The organism is Janthinobacterium sp. GW821-FHT03C10 (genome assembly GCF_059420865.1).
Genome location: NZ_JBWKUN010000001.1, coordinates 799,919 through 813,268 on the forward strand (window position 1 = coordinate 799,919; position 13,350 = coordinate 813,268).

General features: G+C 64.7%; 9 protein-coding genes. 4 read left to right on the forward strand and 5 right to left on the reverse strand.

The genetic code is table 11. The features are described from left to right. Positions 1–120: 120 nt before the first annotated feature. The 5 genes from AC07VH_RS03370 to queE all read right to left on the reverse strand — a co-directional run bounded on the left by AC07VH_RS03370 (position 121) and on the right by queE (position 5,534). On the reverse strand, positions 121–1,278 hold the full coding sequence (locus AC07VH_RS03370) for a hemin-degrading factor (protein WP_475415046.1): 1,158 nt from the start codon (positions 1,276–1,278) through the stop codon (positions 121–123). Positions 1,279–1,340: 62 nt separating this feature from the next. Further along, positions 1,341–3,698, reverse strand: coding sequence for a TonB-dependent hemoglobin/transferrin/lactoferrin family receptor (locus AC07VH_RS03375; RefSeq protein WP_494786768.1), 2,358 nt, complete (start codon positions 3,696–3,698; stop codon positions 1,341–1,343). A 242-nt stretch (positions 3,699–3,940) separates the two neighbouring features. Further along, positions 3,941–4,450, reverse strand: a complete 510-nt coding sequence (tadA, locus tag AC07VH_RS03380; protein WP_475415044.1) for a tRNA adenosine(34) deaminase TadA — start codon at positions 4,448–4,450, stop codon at positions 3,941–3,943. Then, positions 4,443–4,889: a 6-carboxytetrahydropterin synthase QueD gene (gene queD / locus AC07VH_RS03385; protein WP_475415043.1), complete on the reverse strand. Its 447-nt coding sequence runs from the start codon at positions 4,887–4,889 to the stop codon at positions 4,443–4,445. The genes tadA and queD overlap by 8 nt, the downstream gene beginning before the upstream one ends. Before the next feature lie 9 nt (positions 4,890–4,898). Further along, positions 4,899–5,534 carry a 7-carboxy-7-deazaguanine synthase gene (gene queE, locus AC07VH_RS03390; RefSeq protein ID WP_289897788.1) on the reverse strand — a complete coding sequence of 212 codons (636 nt, stop codon included), beginning with the start codon at positions 5,532–5,534 and terminating at the stop codon, positions 4,899–4,901. 291 nt (positions 5,535–5,825) lie between these two features. Between queE and AC07VH_RS03395 the strand changes: the two genes are divergently transcribed. The 4 genes from AC07VH_RS03395 (at position 5,826) to AC07VH_RS03410 (ending at position 13,348) form a co-directional block, all read left to right on the forward strand. Next, positions 5,826–6,725 (forward strand): sensor histidine kinase, encoded by a 900-nt coding sequence (locus tag AC07VH_RS03395; protein WP_494786769.1) that lies wholly within the window; start codon positions 5,826–5,828, stop codon positions 6,723–6,725. A 91-nt stretch (positions 6,726–6,816) separates the two neighbouring features. Further along, positions 6,817–7,803 carry a sensor domain-containing diguanylate cyclase gene (locus AC07VH_RS03400; RefSeq protein WP_494786770.1) on the forward strand — a complete coding sequence of 329 codons (987 nt, stop codon included), beginning with the start codon at positions 6,817–6,819 and terminating at the stop codon, positions 7,801–7,803. A 153-nt stretch (positions 7,804–7,956) separates the two neighbouring features. Beyond that, positions 7,957–10,821 carry a M16 family metallopeptidase gene (locus tag AC07VH_RS03405; RefSeq protein WP_494803968.1) on the forward strand — a complete coding sequence of 955 codons (2,865 nt, stop codon included), beginning with the start codon at positions 7,957–7,959 and terminating at the stop codon, positions 10,819–10,821. Between the two features lie 184 nt (positions 10,822–11,005). Then, positions 11,006–13,348, forward strand: coding sequence for a M28 family metallopeptidase (locus AC07VH_RS03410; protein WP_494786772.1), 2,343 nt, complete (start codon positions 11,006–11,008; stop codon positions 13,346–13,348). Positions 13,349–13,350 lie beyond the last annotated feature (2 nt).

Genomic DNA, 13,350 nt, shown 5'->3' on the forward strand with positions numbered 1-13,350 from the left:
ACGATCGCTGCGGCCTTGCAATCAGCATACCACTATTGTGCTTCAGACATGAGACCGGCACGCGGCACCCACACTGAAGTGTTGCCGCGCCGGTACGGCGCGCGGCAACTCTGCTGCTACCTACTTAGCCTTAGGCAAGGAATCAGCCAGGTCCACCCAGCTTTGCGGCTGCGGTTTGCCCCGCTCGCGCACGCCGAAGAAGGAGACCACTTGCGTGCCGTCGTTGTCGAAGAATTCGACGGACGTGACGCCGCCGCGCTTGACGACCCAGCCGCTGCGCAGGGCCGTGTCGCGGATGTGCAGGTTGAAGTCCGGGTCCAGCACATTGAAGAAGCCGCCTGCCGCCATGGTTTTCTCGATCTTGCCGCTGTAGATCTGCGTCAAGCCGTCGTTGCCCAGGAAGACCATGATGGCAACCTTGTCCCTGGCCGCGTTTTCCAGCAGGGTGCGCAGCGCTTGCGGCGTCACGCGCTCGACCACGCCGGCCGGCGCCAGGCGCAGCGCCTGCTCGCGCGTCAAGTGGAATTCGCGCATGATTTGCGCAAACTGGTGCACGTCCGTCATGTCTTTCCAGGCCAGCTGGAATTCCTTGACGTCGATCTCGCTGTCCGGCTTTTCCGCCGCCTTTGGCGCGACGGCCAGCACGTTCAGTTCGGCGCTTTGCTGGGGCGCGCGGAAGGTCGCCACCAATTTATCGTAGACGGCCACGCCCGGCTCGTTGCGCAGGTAGATTTTGTGCACGGCCGTACCGTTGGCGTCAAAGAATTGCAGGCTGCGCGTCGGCTTGCCGTCGCGGCCAGGCTGTTCCACGGCAAATGCATATTTCCAGTTTTCAAAGTGGAAACGCAAGTCGATCTGGCCGCCCAGGTAGCCGCCCGCGATATTGCGCTGGCGCGCCTCCGTTTCCGGATCCTGTTTCGCGTCGGCCTGTTCCGACTTGTCGCCCGCCTGCTTGAACTTGCTGGCCACGCCCGTCGTTTCGATGACGCCGTTTTCATTGCGCGTGATGGCTTGCACCAGGCCCAGGTCCAGCGCGGCGCGCATGATTTCGCGCGGCTGATTGCCGTCCGCCTGCAGGCGCGTCACGCCCTTGCCGATGTTGGTTGCCAGCAATTGCGCTTCCGACACCCCCAGCGCGCGCGCCGCGTCGCGGATCTGCAGCTTCGGTTGTTCCGTGCGCAGGGTGGACCAGCGTTCCGCCAGGGTGGCTGGGGCCGCATATGCGTTTGCAATCAGCAGGCTGCCTAGCAGGGATAGAACGAGTTTGGATAACTTCATAGAGAGACCATTCAATCAAACATGGAAAAAAAGAGGGGCAGGCGCCCCTCCCCGGTAAAAATTTAGAAGTTCACGCTGAGGCTGGCGGCGACGTTGCGGCCCGGCTTGGCGTAGCGCTCGATCTCGGCGCGGCTGGCGGCCGTGGTGCCGGCGGCCAGGCTGCGCGAGGCGGCATAGTCCCAGTACTTGCGGTCCGTCAAGTTGTACACGCCGACGACGATCTTCGCGTTCTTGTGCACGTTCCAGTACGTCGACAGGTCGAAGATGGTGTACGACGGCACGGTGAACAGGGACCCGGCATCGCCGATCAGCAGGTTTTCCGGCGCCTGCTTGGCGCCCGCATGCACGGCCGTCAGCGCCAGGCCGAACAGCTGGTTCGCATGGTCGTAGCCGAAGGTCAACGCCGACTTGGCGGGCGCCACCGAGTTCAGGCCGCCGCTCTCGCCCGTCCGGGTATTGAAGGAGCGGCCCTTGGCCACGCCCGTGGCCAGGTCAACGTGGTAGCCCTGCATGACCGGCGTCCAGGCGCCCAGTTCCGCGCGCAGGGTCAGCTCGGCGCCCCAGGTGCGGGCATTGCCGATGTTTTCCGGGCGGAACAGGCCGCGCGTGATGGTGGGGTAGTTCACCGGATCATCTTTTTGCATCACGTAGTCGATCATGTCCGTGTATTCCGTCTGGTAGACGGACGCGTGCATGCTCAAGCCCCTGGTGACGTCGCCCTTCAGGCCCAGTTCATACGCCTTGCTGGTTTCCTTGCGCAAGTTGGCATTGCCCAGCACGGCATAGCCCTGCCCCGTGCCCGTATAGCTGAAGGAGTCGTAGGTGCCCGTGCGCTCGGCCGCCGTCGGCAGGCGCGTGCCGCGCGTGAAGGTGGCATAGGCGTTCATCTGCGGCAAGACTTCCACGGACAGGCTCAGGCTGGGCGTGAAATACGTGTCGCTCTCTTCGCGCACTTCCTTGGCCGCGTTCGGCACGGCGATCGCATAGGTTTGCAGGTTTTTCGGCTCGTTCTTGCGGTAATCGGCACGCAGGCCCGGCGTCAGCACGGCTTTCTTGCCGGCCAGATTAAAACTGAGATCGTCGCGCACATACAGGGCCAGCTTGCTCGTGTCCATGTCGGCCATGCGGTTCTTGTTGGTGACCTGATGCTGGCCCGTGGCGACGATGACGCGGTCTTCGCGCCACGGACGGCGCGTTTTCAGCTGTTCCAGCTGCACGCCGTACAGCAGCGCATTGTCCGCATTGAGCTGCTTGAACGCTTCCGACGTCAGGCCGATGCTGTCATTCTTAAAGCTGGTATCGATGGAGCGCTGCGCCGGACTGCCAAACGTGTAGAGGCCTTGCGTCTTGTCGTCGGTCTTCGCGTTCTGCAGATACACTTTCGACGTCAGGCGGTCGAACAGGGCGAAATCCTTGAGCACTACGTCGTGGCCCAGGCTCACGCGCGTACGCTTGGTGGTGGAATCCTGCTGCACGCCCGTCGGGTAATACGCGCTGACCTTGCTACGCAGATCGCGCTTGTTCTTGCGTTCGAACATGTCGACCGTCAAGTCCAGCTTCTGTTCGCCAGGCAATGTCCACACGAGCTTGGACAGCAAGGCGTTCGAATGCCAGTCGTCCGGGTTGACGGGCGTGGTGCCGCGGCTGTCCATCTGCTCGCCGTCGCGGTGCACGTAGACGGCCAGGCCCTGCAGATTGGCGCCGATTTTGGCGGCGCCCGTCAGGGTGTGCGCATTGCTGCGATCGGCCGTGGCGCGGCCGTATTTATAGGCCACGTAATGGTCTTGCCCCTCGCCCAGGTAATCCTCGGGCGACTTGGTGATGAAGGCCACGCCGCCGCCCAGGCCGGGATTGGCGCCGCCGGCCGCCGTCGTGCCCGAATCGATGCGCACTTCGCGGAAGGTTTCCGGATCAAAATAATCACGGCCCGTGGCGAAAGCGTTGAGGGTGTTGCCGTCCGGCTTGGGCGCCGCGTCGGGCAGCGCGATGCCGTCGAGCTCCAGGCTGACCCGGTTGCCTTCCAGGCCGCGGATGTTGTAGCCCGTATTGCCGGAACCATCCCACACGCTGCCGCTGCCCGAGGCCGCCGCTGGCGCGCTGATCAAGGGTAGATAGCGCACGATGCCGCCCATCTCGGTGACATTGCGGCGCTCCAGGTCGTCCGCCGTGACGACCGTCTTGGTGCCGGCGCGGCGCTCGTAATCCTGCTTGGCGTTGACGACGATTTCCGGGAAGACGGGCAGCTTGGCCGGCTCCTGGGCGGCCGTGCCCGCATTGATGGCGGCCGTTTGCGCGGCCACGGGCAACAGCGGCGCCGCAAACAGGCCCAGCAAGGCGGCGCGCAGCACCAGGTTATGACGGCGGGCAGGAACGGGAGATACGACGGGCGCAGCGGAGCGCTGCAGAAGCACTGTAGTCATGGTGATCCGGTGTAAGAGTGGAGGCTGGCTCTTGAACCCGGATCGATAACGATAATGTTAGCGATGCGTAAGGGAAGTTTGCTGGCGAAAACAATACTGTAACACGAATCATTCTCATTTGAGAATGGCAATTGGTCTAGACAGATGTTATTTCGCAACAATTATAAAAATGCCAGCCGGGAGGGCTGGCAAGGCACGGCACACCTACCGGCAAGGCCATGGAGGCCCTGCCCTGTCCGCTGTCAGGCCGGCGGATTGGCCAGCTTGCGCGCTTCCGCCTGGGCCCGGCGGCGCTCGGCAAAGAAGCGCCGGAGGAAGTCGCCGCACTCGTCGGCCAGCACGCCGCCAACGATGGCCGTCTGGTGGTTCAGCGCCGGCTGCTCGAACAGGTTCAGCACGGAACCGCAGGCGCCCGTCTTCGGGTCGCCCGCGCCGTAGACCACGCGCGCCAGCCGTGCATGCAGCATGGCGCCCGAGCACATCACGCACGGTTCCAGGGTCACGTACAGCTCGCAGCCGGGCAAGCGGTAGTTGCCCAGCTTTTCAGCGGCCGCGCGCAAGGCCATCACTTCCGCGTGCGCCGTGGGGTCGTGGCGGCCGATGGGCTGGTTGTAGCCCACGGCGATGACTTCGCCATCCTTGACGACGACGGCGCCGACGGGCACTTCGCCCAGGTCCCACGCGTGCTGGGCCTGCTCCAGGGCCAGCTGCATGTAGCGCGCGTCCTGCGCGCCAGCGTGCGTTTCACTCATCGGTCACTTCGGCCCAGCAATTCGGCGTTTCGTGCAGCACCAGCTTATGCAGGTGCAAGCCCGTGCCGAAATGGTCGGTGAACGCCGCCTTCAGTATCTCGAAGGCGATGCGCGCCAGGTTTTCCACCGTGGGGATGCGGTCGATGACGACGGTCTTATGGTCGGGCAGGCTGGCCAGGAAATCGCGCACGGCCGTGTCCTTCTCGTAGACGAGGAAGGCGTGGTCCCACACGTCGACCAGGTGCTGCTTGGCCAGGGTTTTCACGTCGGAAAAGTCCATGATCATGCCATTGTCGGAATTGCCTTCCGCTTCGATGACCTTGCCGACCAGGGTGATTTCCACCGTGTAGCGGTGGCCGTGCAGGTTGCGGCACTGGCTTTTGTGGTCGGGAATGCGGTGGCCCGCGTCGAATTCGAGCTTGCGTGTGATAGTCAGCATATTGTTTTATTAAGGTATTTGCAGGAGTTTATGGGTTTGCAGGCTCAGCTTCCACTTCGGGTTGCTTTTGCACGTCTCGATGGCCAGCTTCATGTTGTGCGCGGCCAGGGGGCCGTCCATCGCCTGCACGAAGAAGTTCTCGAAATCCAGTTGTTCGTAGGCGGCCAGGTCTTGCTGGAACTGGGGGATGACGACCTTGATCTCATTGCCCTTGTGGACGACCAGTGTCGAGCCCATCTTCGGGCTGACGCAGATCCAGTCCACGCCGGCGGGCACGGGCAAGGTGCCGTTGGTTTCGATGGCGATGGTAAAGCCCACCGCATGCATGGCGTCGATCAGGGCCGCGTCCAGCTGCAGCAGCGGCTCACCGCCCGTAAACACCACGTATTTGCTGGGTGCATAGCTGGCCGGCCACAGGCTGTCGATCAGCGCGGCCAGTTCCTGCGGCGTCTTGAACTTGCCGCCCAGTTCGCCATCGGTGCCGACGAAATCCGTGTCGCAGAACTGGCACACGGCCGTGGCGCGGTCGCTTTCGCGGCCCGTCCACAGGTTGCAGCCGGAAAAGCGGCAAAACACGGCCGGACGGCCCGCGTGCGCACCTTCGCCCTGCAGGGTATAAAAAATCTCTTTGATGCTATAAGTCACTGTATTTCCTAAGAGCTGGCTGACGCATCGCGCATGGATGCGGGCGCGCCCGGCGCAAAACAACAAGGCCGGGGCCGGAGAGCCGATTGACAACCCTCTATTATATGCCGCCACGACACTTCCCGTGCAAATGCCGTGCCTGCCGCCTGGCGCCGCGGCATCCGGCAGCAAGAAAGCCACAGCGGCAGGCAAAACTGCGCAGCTTTTGCGTTTAGACAATATAAATAACCCAAGGTTAATATATTTTCTGTAATAACATTGCCCGTTGGAAAACATTTAGGGAGCGAGAAAATGATGCAACGCTGGCTGCGCCCGCCGTGTCGCCTGAGCATTCTGGCTTGCCTGGCGGTCACTACTCTCGCTTCCCTGGACGCCGGTTACGCCGCCGGTCCGATGCTGCCGACAAGCACGCCCTTGCCCCTGATACTGGTTTGCGCCATCCTGTGCGGTGCGCTGGCGCTGCTGCTGTGGCGCCAGCACCGCCTGGCGCTGCGCCTGCGGGCGCTGGAACAGCTGCGCGCGGACACCGAGCAGGACCGCCTGGCCAGCGGCCAGCAGCAGGCGCGCGAACAGGAACGCCTGCGCATCGGGCGCGACATCCATGACGACCTGGGGCAGCATCTGCTGACCTTGAAGATCGACCTGTCCATGCTGCAGACCAGCACGCATGGCGTGGCGCCCCAGCTGGCGCAGCAGCTGGCCGTGATCGTGCGCAATGTCGACCTCAGCATCGCGGCGCTGCGCTGCGTCATCCATGACCTGCGCCCGCCCGCGCTCGAAGCGGGCCTGCAGGCGGCATGCGAGGAACTGCTGGCCGACTTCAAGCGCACCACGGGCATCGATTGCCGCTGCGATTACCGGCTCGATGCCGCCGCCGGCCGCGCGCATGGCGCCCTGCTGTACCACGTGGTGCAGGAAGCGCTGGCCAATATCGCCCGCCACGCGCGCGCCACGCATGTCCAGCTATGCCTGCGGCAAGCGGGCGGCAGCGTCGAGTGCCGCATCGGCGACGACGGCGTCGGGCTGTCGGGTTCGCCGCCGCGCCTCGGTTGCGGCCTGTCCGGCATGCATGAGCGCGTGGCCGCCGCCGGCGGCAGCCTGCACATCGACAGCCGCAGCGGCACCGGCACCACCTTGCGCGTCTCGCTGCCCCTGCCGGTCTGCCACGACGCGGCGACACCCCATCGCTGAAAGTATTGCTCAATATCAACACCTTCGGCCCGCCACGCTGCATCATGGCCAACGAGCCAGCCCCCTCATTCACCCCAAGAAGGATGCTTACATGCCGGATAGCCATGCACATGCCAGCGCATCGCCCTGCGATGAAGCCCAGGGTTTCGCCGTCAAGATGATGGAATTGCTGGTCGTGCCCACCTTTGTACTCGACGTGCATGGCCAGGTGATGATCTGGAACCGCGCCTGCGAGCAGTTGACGGGCGTGCCTGCGGCCGAAGTGCTGGGCACGCGCGAGCCGGGCCGCTGCTTTTACAACGACGAGCGCCCCACCCTGGCCGACCTGCTGCTGGCCGGACGGGGCGGCGACATGCGCGCCCTGCATGCCCAGCTGCAATACCGCAGCAGCACGGGCAGCAATCTGTGCGCGGAAAACTGGTGCGACATGCCGCGCACGGGGCGGCGGCGCTACCTGGCCGTCGATGCCAGCCCCATCTACGACAACCACGGCGAACTGATCGCCGTCGTCGAAACCCTGCGCGACATGACCGATGAAAAGCGCGCGCACGTGGAACTGGAACGCCTGGCCACGCGCGACGGCTTGACGGGACTGGCAAACCGGCGCTGCTTCGACGACACCATCCTGGCCGAGTGGCAGCGCGCCCAGCGGCAGGACCAGCCCCTGTCGCTGCTGATGGTCGACGTCGACAATTTCAAGGAATACAACGACAGCCACGGCCACCAGGGCGGCGACCTGTGCCTGCGCAAGGTGGCCGGCGCCGTGGCCAGCGAAATGCGCACGAACGACCTAGTGGCCCGCTACGGCGGCGAAGAGTTCGCCGTGATCCTGCCGAACCAGTCGCTCAAGGGCGCGGCCATCGTGGCCGAGCGCATCCGCCAGCGCGTGGAGCGGCTACAGCTGCCGCGCAAGCGCCCCGACGGCGCCTGCGTCACCGTCAGTATCGGCGCCGCCACGGCCCTGCCCGGTCCCGGCACCGAACTGGGCCAGCTGATCCACACGGCCGACTGCGCCCTGTACCGCGCCAAGCACCTGGGCCGCAACCGCATCAGCCTGCCGGAAACGACGCTGACCTGACCACCTGTCCCTGCGGCACGCCTTGCCTGCCCTGACGGGGCCGCCCCTTCATGCCAAAACGCCTTGCCCCTATGCACGGCGGCACGAATATTCTATGCTGCGGCGTTGCACTTTCATAACATCCAATAAGAAGGAGCCCCCGTGTCAAGAATCATGCCCGCTTTATTACCCGCTTTCGCCCTGGCCCTGTCGGCCATGGCTGCGTCGAACCTGGGCGCCGCGCCCGTCAAACCGGCCGCAGCCCACAGCGCCGCCGCCGGCAAGGCCGATCTGCTGCCATTCAAGGCGACGGAAAAAACCCTGGCGAATGGCTTGAAGATCATCATCGTGCCGACGGGCTTTCCCAACCTGGTCTCCTTGCAGATTCCCGTGCAGACGGGCTCGCGCAATGAAGTCGAGCCGGGCAAGTCCGGCTTCGCCCATTTCTTCGAACACATGATGTTCCGCGGCACCAAGGCCTATCCGCCCGAGAAATACCAGGAAGTCATCACCCGCGCCGGCGCGCGCCAGAACGCCTACACGAGCGACGACCTGACCAATTACCACACGACGTTCGCGAAGCAGGACCTGGAAACCGTGCTGAAGGTGGAGGCGGACCGCTTCCAGCACCTCGACTATGCGGAAGACGCGTTCAAGACGGAATCGCGCGCCGTGCTGGGCGAATACAACAAGAACAGCGCCAATCCCGTGTCGAAACTGTTCGAAGTGATGCGCGACAGCGCCTACACGACGCATACCTACAAGCACACGACGATGGGCTTCATCCAGGACATCGAAGACATGCCGAACCAGTACGCGTATTCGAAGCTGTTCTTCGACCGCTGGTACCGTCCCGAGCGCACCACCATCATCATCGCCGGCGACGTGGAACCGCAGCAAGCCATCGCGCTGGTGGAAAAGTACTGGAGCGGCTGGCAGCGCGGCAAGCAGCAGGCGGCCGTGCCCGTCGAACCCGCGCCGCGCGGCCCCGTCTACAAGCACGTGGCCTGGCCCACGCCGACCCTGCCGTGGGTAGCCGTCGGCTTCCACGCGCCCGCGTTTTCCGTGAAGGACAAGGACCAGGCCGCCCTGGCGACCCTGCTGTCGCTGTCCTTCGGCCGCACCTCGCCCCTGTATAAACGCCTGGTGCAGAATGAACAGAAGGTCGACCAGTTGTTCGAGATGACGCCGGACCGCGTCGATCCCACCCTGGCCGTGCTGGGCGCGCGCGTGAAAAACATCGACGACGCCGTCTACGTGCGTGACGCCATCCTGTCCACCGTGGCGCGGCTGCGCGACACGCCGGTGAGCGAAAAAGACCTGGCGGACGCCAAGTCGGCGGAAAAATACGGCTTGATCCGCTCGCTCGACAACACGGAGCAGATCGCCGGCACCCTGGCCTCGTTCGTGCATTTCGACCGTTCCTACGCCACCATCAACCAGTACTACCGCCTGATCGACACGCTCACGCCGGCCGACCTGCAGGCGGCCGCGCGCAAATACCTGACGGACGACGGCCTGGTGGTGACGACCCTGTCGCACCAGCCGATGGCGGCCGCCATCGCCGCCACACCAAAGCTGGCCAGCCTGCTGCCGGCCGCGTCAAATGCAAAATTCGACGTGCTGGTGCAAAAGTCGGCGTTGCCGCAAATCCGCTACAAGCTGCTGTTTATAGCCGGTTCCGCGCAAGACCCGCAGGGCAAGGAAGGCCTGGCCGCGCTGACGGCCGCCATGGTGGCGTCGGGCGGCTCGTCCGAGCGCAAGATCGACGAAGTCAACCAGGCCCTGTTCCCGCTGGCCGGCAGCTTTTCCCAGCAGACGGACAAGGAAATGACGACGTTTACGGGCTCCATCCACAAGGATAACTGGACCCAGTTCAACGCCATCGCCCTGCCCCTGCTGCTCTCGCCCGGCTTCCGCGAAGACGACTTCCGCCGCTTGAAGGATGCGCAAAAAAATGCACTGCTGCTGGACCTGAAGGACAATAACGAAGAGGAATTCGCCAAGGAACGCCTGCAAACCAATGTGTATGCGGGCACGCCATATGGCCATCCCGTACTGGGCACGGTGGCCGGCATCGACGCCATCACCCTGGACGACGTGAAACAGTTCTGGAAAAGCGCGTACGCGCAAGGCGCCGTCAAGGTGGGCATTTCCGGCGACGTGTCCGACGCCATGACGGCGTCGCTGACGCAAGCGCTGGCAAGCTTGCCGGCCGGTCCCGGCTTGCCCGCCACCGTGAAACCGGCGGGCCGCAAGGCGCAGGGCCTGGAAGTGGAAATCATCGAGAAGAACACGCGCGCCACGGCCATCTCGTTCGGCCTGCCTTTGGAGGTGACGCGCACGCATCCGGACTTCCCCGCCCTGTGGCTGGCGAAGACATGGCTGGGCGAGCACCGCGCCTCGAATTCCTACCTGTACCAGCGCATCCGTGAAATCCGCGGCATGAACTATGGCGATTACGCGTACATTGAAGCCTTCCCGCGCGGCATGTATCAGTTCTTCCCGAACCCGAACCTGGGCCGCAAGGCGCAGCTGTTCGAGATCTGGATCCGCCCCGTGGCGCCGGACAACGCCCACTTCGCCCTGCGCGTGGCCCTGACGGAATTGGGCAAGCTCATCGACAACGGCCTGACGCAGGACGATTTCGCCACCACGCGCGACTACCTGATGAAGAACGTCTTCGTCATGACGTCGACGCAGGACCAGCAACTCGGTTACGCGCTCGATTCGCAATGGTATGGCACGCCCGAGTTCACCAAGCTGATGCGTGATGGCTTGTCGAAATTGACGGTACAAGACGTCAACCGCGCCATCAAGCAGCATCTGTCGGCGAAGAACCTGTCCGTGGTGATCGTCGCCAAGGATGCGGCCGGCCTGAAGGAAAAGCTCGTCAGCGACGCGTTTTCTCCCATCAAGTACGACGGCAACAAGCCGCAAGCCCTGCTCGATGAAGACAAGGTCATCGGCGCGATGAAGCTGAACCTCCAGCCGGCGGCCGTCACCGTGACGCCGGCGGCGCAGGCGTTCGCCCAGTAAGTGGGTGCCAGAGCGACCTCGTCCGATGCAGAAGGTCGGACGAGGTTGACCTGGCATTCGGCGCGGCCAAACGCGCCTTCAGGCCGCCAATCCCGGCCTTGGTCGGAAAGTGGCATCTTGGCAATCTGGTTATCCGCATACTGTTTTCAACTCTTCCCGAGTGAAAAACATGACAAGGACAACCATGAACCTGCGCCTTTCCCCTCTTTACGCCAGCTGCCTCCTCGCCGCTGCCGCGCTGCCCGCCACCCTGTACGCCCAGGCGCCGGCCCTCGCCGGACAGTGGCAATTCGGGACGGCGACGGGCACGACCACGACGAATAGCGTCGAGGCCGACCTGATCGACACGGGCATACTCGACATTACCGAAGAGCAAGGCGGCATGCGTGCGACGATCGCGTGGCTCGATGAACGGGGCCAGCTCACCTCCCCACGCACGGTGCACGGGACAAAAGGCCCCGCCGGCACCGTTTTCCGGCATGGCGGCAAGCGCGTCAGCACGGGGCGCAACGGCAAGGAGGTCAGCACCGAGGTGACGATACGCTGGACCTTGCAAGCGAAAGGCGACGTGCTGAGCGGCGAACGCCTGGTCGAAACCGATGAGAACGAGCCCAAGCCTGTAAACGGCACGCGGCTCAGGGAACGCTATGTGCCAGCGGCTTTGCCCGCCGCGCCAGCGGTAGCGGCGGCAGGCGGCGCCGCTCGCGGCCCATCCACGCCGGCCGAGCGCATGCGCGTGGTGCGGATGGCGAAAGAGGCGCAGGGCGCCCCGCTGGCCGTGCAACAGCGCGACGGCGCCTGGCTGGGCGCATGGGTCGATGCCATTCCCGACCTCGCGTTCGACGCCGGCATGCCCGATGACTGGCTGAGCACCGCCCCCGCGCCGGCCACGCGGGCGGCGCTGCGCTTCCAGTACCTGGCCAGCGTGATGGCCTTCCAGATCAGCCACCCGGAGCAGGCCCGGCAGCAAGGGGAGCGCGACCTGGCGGGCATGCAGGGCGTGCTGCGCGCCTACGAATCGCTGCTGCGCCAGGATAAGCTGAACCGTGCCGCCAAGCTGGATGCGGCGCTGGCGGCGCGCCGGCAAGGCACATTGCCCGCCTTCCTGGGCACGTTGTCCGGCAGGGATGCGCGCATCGAAGCCGCGCCAGCGCGCTCCGGCGACGCCACGGCGCGCAAGATCGTGGCGCTGGGCACCAGCGAGCCGCGCGCGATGGACTGGCTCGACATCCTGAGCAACCGCTTCGGCGGCCGCATGGCCGGCAGCGATGCCTACACGCATGCGGCGCAATGGGCACGCATGCAATTGCGGCAATGGGGCGTGCAGGCCGAACTGGAAGAGGCGGGCCAGATGTCAGCAGGCTTCAACCGCGGTCCCTGGTCGGGCAGGATGCTGGCGCCCCGGGAGCTGCCCTTACGCATGGCGACGCCCGCCTACTCGGCCGGCACGCGTGGCGTGCAGCAGGGCCTGGCAATCGTGGGGCCGGCCACCTTGGAAGAGGCACAGCAGCGCGCCGCGCAGTTCCAGGGAAAATGGGTGCTGATCGGGGGCGAAAACAGCGGCGGCGGGCGCGATGGCAGCGCCATCCAAAAGCCCAGGGCCATCACCAGAGTGCTGATGCAGGCCGGCGCCCTGGGCACCCTCCAGTCCGGCGAGGAACCCCTGTACGCCGCCAGCGCGGCGCCCGCCACCTGGGCGTCGCTGCCGACCTTGCCCGACATCAAGCTGGCCGCGCCACAGTACGCGGACATCCGCCAGCGCCTGGCGCACGGCGAGGCCGTCACCCTGGAGTTTGATATCCGCAACTGGTTCTACCCGGGTCCGGTGACGTATCACAACGTCGTCGCCCGCATTCCTGGCTCGGAAAAATCCGGGGAAATCGTGCTGATCGGCGCCCACCTCGACAGCTACGATAGCGGCACGGGTGCGGCAGACAATGGCGGCGGCGTGGCGACCATGCTGGAAGCGATGCGCCTGCTGGCGCTGTCCGAAGCGAAGCCGCGCCGCACCATCATGCTGGTGGCCTTCGGCGCGGAGGAAATCGGCCGCAAGGGTTCATTCGCATTCGCCGAACGGCATGCGGGCGAAATGAAAAACATCGTCATGATGCTCAATCGCGACGGCCGCCCCGGCGCCATCGACGGCATCGCCGTTCCCACGGCCTGGCAACCCGTGTTTGGCCGGGTGGAACGGGCCCTGCAAGACGTCCACCCCGTGTTCGACTTCGCCGCGACCATCAACGATGTGCCGCGCGACGCCAGCAAGGCGATGAATGCGCGGACAGGCAGCGATGATGCCGTCTTCAGCCTGCATGGCGTGCCGACGCCGAAATTTAGCGTGCTCGGCGATTTCGACTACGGCCGCGTGCATCACACGGTACAGGACACGTATGAGAACGTGCTGCCTTTCGGCGCGGCGCAGCAATATTCGGCCATCGCCATCGCCCTGACCGCCTACGAGGTGGCGAATGCGCCGGAGGAACTGAGCCGGAACGGCTACTATCGCGCCGCCCAAGCGGCACAATAGAC